3 protein-coding genes and 1 pseudogene are annotated in these 3,816 nt (G+C 65.4%); 1 reads left to right on the forward strand and 3 read right to left on the reverse strand.

What is annotated here, in order from left to right; translation table 11 throughout:
* The 3 genes and pseudogenes from cysW to VF497_RS12590 all read right to left on the reverse strand — a co-directional run.
* A pseudogene (gene cysW, locus VF497_RS12580) lies at positions 1 to 316 on the reverse strand (sulfate/thiosulfate ABC transporter permease CysW); the annotation flags it as partial.
* Complete coding sequence (gene cysT / locus VF497_RS12585; RefSeq protein ID WP_330889215.1) at positions 313 to 1,197, reverse strand: sulfate ABC transporter permease subunit CysT; 885 nt, start codon at positions 1,195 to 1,197, stop codon at positions 313 to 315. The pseudogene cysW and the gene cysT, both read right to left, overlap by 4 nt.
* 7 nt (positions 1,198 to 1,204) lie before the next feature.
* A complete protein-coding gene (locus tag VF497_RS12590) occupies positions 1,205 to 2,197 on the reverse strand; it encodes a sulfate ABC transporter substrate-binding protein (protein ID WP_330889217.1) in 993 nt (330 codons plus the stop codon).
* Positions 2,198 to 2,544: 347 nt separating this feature from the next.
* Here VF497_RS12590 and VF497_RS12595 point away from each other — a divergent pair.
* Positions 2,545 to 3,816 (forward strand): DUF6600 domain-containing protein (locus VF497_RS12595; protein WP_330889219.1); only part of this gene is annotated, 1,272 nt, incomplete at its 3' end.

The following is a 3,816-nucleotide window of genomic DNA, read 5'->3' on the forward strand; positions in this document are numbered from 1 at the left end:
CGAGGAAATCCTTGCCGCGGAATTCGAACTTGGCCACGAGCCAGGCCGCAGCGACGCCGAACAGCGTGTTGAGCAACACCGCGATCGTGGCAGTCTTCAGCGTCAGCCAGATCGCCGAGAGCGAATCCGGGTCGGCCAGTGCGGCGAAGTAGGTCTTGATGCCGCCGGCGAACGCCTGCACGAACACGACGATCAGCGGCAGCAGCAGGAACACGACGAGGAACGCGAAGGTGAAGCCGATCAGCAGCCAGCGCACCGACAGCGGCTCGGCAGTGGCGGAACGGAACGGACGATGCACGGTCGCCATGGTGCTCATGTCGCCTTCCTTTCCGAACGCCGTACCCAGGCCTGCAGCAGGTTGATGCCGAACAGGATCGCGAACGACAGCGCGAGCATCGCCGCCGCGATCGCCGTCGCCGCGCCGATTTCGTGTTGGTCGAGATTGATCGCGATCAGCAGCGGCGCGATCTGGGTCAGGTTCGGCAGGTTGCCGGCGATGAAGATGATCGAGCCGTATTCACCGACCGCTCGCGCGAACGCGAGCGCCGTGCCGGTCAACAGCGCCGGTTGCAGCGCCGGGAAGACGATGCGCGACACCGCCTGCCAGCGCGTTGCGCCGAGCGTCGCCGCGGCTTCTTCGTACTGTTTGTCGATCTGTTCGAGCACGGGTTCGAGCGTGCGCACGACGAACGGCAGGCTGATGAAGGTCATCGCGACGATCACGCCGAGCTGGGTGTAGGCGACCTTGATGCCGAGCGCTTCGAGCGGCACGCCGAGCCAGCCCTGGCCCGGACTCGGTACGGTCGGTACTGAGTAGAGCGCGGTCAGTGCAATGCCGGCGACCGCAGTCGGAAGTGCGAACGGCAGATCGATCATCGCCTGCAGCGCGCGCTTGCCGGGGAAGTCGTAGCGCACGAACGTCCAGGCGATCAGGCTGCCGAACACCGCATTGATCGCGGCCGCGACGAGCGCGCCGCCGAAACTGAGCTTGAGCGCATTGATCACCTGCGAGGTGTTGAGCACTTTCCAGATGCCAGCGGGACCAAGGCCGGCCGCCTTGATCGCGAGCGCGGCCAGCGGAATCAGCACGATCAGCGACAGATAGCTCAGGGTGAAGCCGAGTGTCAGGCCGAAGCCCGGCATCGCGCGTCGGCGCGAGGGCGCGCGGCTCAGCTGCGGGATCGCGATCGTGCCCATGCCTACCTTACTTCTTGTCGTAGATCTGGTCGAATACGCCGCCGTCGCCGAAGAACTTCGGCTGCGCGGCCTTCCAGCCGCCGAACTGCGCGATCGTGGTCAGGTCGATCTTCGGGAAGCTCGATGCGTACTTCGCAGATACCGTCGGATCGAGCGGACGGTAGTGGTTCTTCGCGATGATCTCCTGCGCCTCGGGCGTGTAGAGAAATTTCAGATACGCCTCCGCGATTTTCTCGGTGCCGTGCCTCTTCGCATTCTTGTCGACCACTGCGACCGGCGGCTGGGCGAGGATCGAACTCGACGGCACGACGATGTCGAACTTGTCCGCGCCGAACTCGGCCGACGCCAGGTAGGCCTCGTTCTCCCACGCGATCAGCACGTCGCCGAGGCCACGCTGGGCAAAGGTGACCGTCGAGCCGCGCGCACCGGTGTCGAGCACGGGCACGTTCTTGTAGAGCTGGCCTATCCACGCGCGCGCCTTGGTGTCGTCGTTGGCGTTCTGCTTGAGCGCGTACGCGTACGCGGCGAGGAAGTTCCAGCGCGCGCCGGCCGAGGTCTTCGGGTTCGGCGTGATCACGGCGATGCCGGGCTTGACCAGGTCGCCCCAGTCCTTGATGCCTTTGGGATTGCCCTTGCGCACGAGCAGGACGATGGTCGAGCTGTACGGCGTCGAGTCGCCCGGCAGACGTTTCTGCCAGTCGGCCGGCAGCAGGCCCTTGTCGGCGAGCACGTCGATGTCGGAGGCGATGCCGAGCGTGGCCACGTCGGCCTCGAGCCCATCGATGATCTTGCGCGACTGCGCGGAGGAGCCGCCATGCGACTGCTTGATCGTCACTTCCTCGCCGTTCTTCGCCTTCCAGTCGGTGACAAACTTCTCGTTGAGCTGGACGTAGAGCTCACGCGTGGGGTCATAGGACACGTTGAGCAGTTCCGCAGCCTGCGCGGTGCCGGCAAGCGCCCCGAGCGCAGCCAGGGCCAGGGCCAGGATGTATCGTTTCATCGGCACCCCTATCTGAATGACTGGTGGACAGGGTAACGGAACGCCCTTGCACCGCAATATGCGCGAACGCATATGCTTATCGCACCGGCGACTTTGCGCGCCCGCGCGTTGGTTTTCCGTTAGCGGGTCGATCGGCGCTAAGCGCCGGATAAACAAGGGTGATTTCCGCCCGCACGGGGCCGGCTTCGAAAGTCCGCATTCAGCTTGGTTACGCTTAACTATGCACGCAGGTTCGCAACATCCGGAGAGGGGGCCGTCGCAGAGCCATGAGCAACCGCCGCGCTGCTCCCGAACCGACTCGTGAACCCGACCTTCCACTGCTCGCGCAACGCAAAGGAGCGTTCGCCATGACCATGTACAAACCTGTCGCCGTGCTGCTCGCCGGATTGCTGATCGCCGGCACGGGTTTCGCCCAGCCGGCGCCGGACTATTCCAACGACAGCCCGGGCTACGACAACGATGCTTCCAGCACCGCCGTCGACCCGCCCACGCGCGTCGCGCGCCTGTCGCTCGTCAACGGCGCGGTGAGCTTTTCGCCGGCCGGCGAGGACAACTGGGTCCAGGCTGAAATCAACCGCCCGCTGATCTCGGGCGACAAGCTGTGGACCGACCGCAGCGCCCGCGCCGAACTGCAGATTGGTTCCTCCGCGATCCGCGTCGACAGCCAGTCGAACTTCCACTTCCTCAACCTCGACGACAACATGGCGCAGATCGAGCTGACCGAAGGCACGCTCAATCTGCGCGTGCGTCGCATCTACGACGGCCAGACCTACGAGGTCGACACGCCCACGCTCGCCTTCGTCATCAACCGCGTCGGCGAATACCGCATCGACGTCGCCCCGGACGGCAACGGCACCATCGTCACCGCGTTCCACGGCGGCGGCGATGCCTACGGCGAGGCCGGCGCGCGCTTCCGCATCGAGGAAGGCCAGTCGATCCGTTTCAATGATCCACAGCTGCGCGACTACGCCAGCAACGGCGTGCCGAACCCCGACGCCTTCGACCGCTTCTGCTTCGAGCGTGACGGGCGGTGGGACAACTCGCGCTCGCGCCAGTACGTCTCCGAAGACGTGATCGGCTACGACGACCTCGACAGCAACGGCAGCTGGGATACCTCGCCCGACTACGGCAACGTCTGGTATCCGAGCCAGGTCGCGGTCGGCTGGACGCCGTACAGCTACGGCCGCTGGAGCTGGGTCGGCGCCTACGGCTGGACCTGGGTCGACTCTTCGCCTTGGGGCTTCGCGCCGTTCCACTACGGTCGCTGGGCCTACATCGGCAACCGCTGGGGCTGGTGCCCGGGTCCGGCGCGCGAGCGTCCGTACTATGCACCCGCGCTTGTCGCCTTCGTCGGCGGCGGCGGTGCACGACTGTCGTTCAGCGTCGGCGGCCCGGTCGGCTGGTTCCCGCTTGGCCCGCGCGACGTCTACGTGCCGAGCTATCGCGTAAGTCGCAACTACTTCACCAACGTCAACATCCACAACACTACGATCAACAACGTCACGATCAACAACTTCTACGGCGGCTACCAGCGCGGCAACCTCGACTACGGCCGCATCAACTACGCCAACCGCAACGTCGCCAACGCGGTTGTCGCCGTGCGCGGCGACGTCTTCACC

Source organism: Rudaea sp., from assembly GCF_036383415.1.
Taxonomy (GTDB): domain Bacteria; phylum Pseudomonadota; class Gammaproteobacteria; order Xanthomonadales; family Rhodanobacteraceae; genus Rudaea.

What these genes read in the sequence shown, in the direction of transcription:
- cysT (WP_330889215.1), bottom strand. Translation starts at nt 1,197, where the DNA reads ATGGGCACGATCGCGATCCCGCAGCTGAGCCGCGCGCCCTCGCGCCGA.
- VF497_RS12590 (WP_330889217.1), bottom strand. Translation starts at nt 2,197, where the DNA reads ATGAAACGATACATCCTGGCCCTGGCCCTGGCTGCGCTCGGGGCGCTT.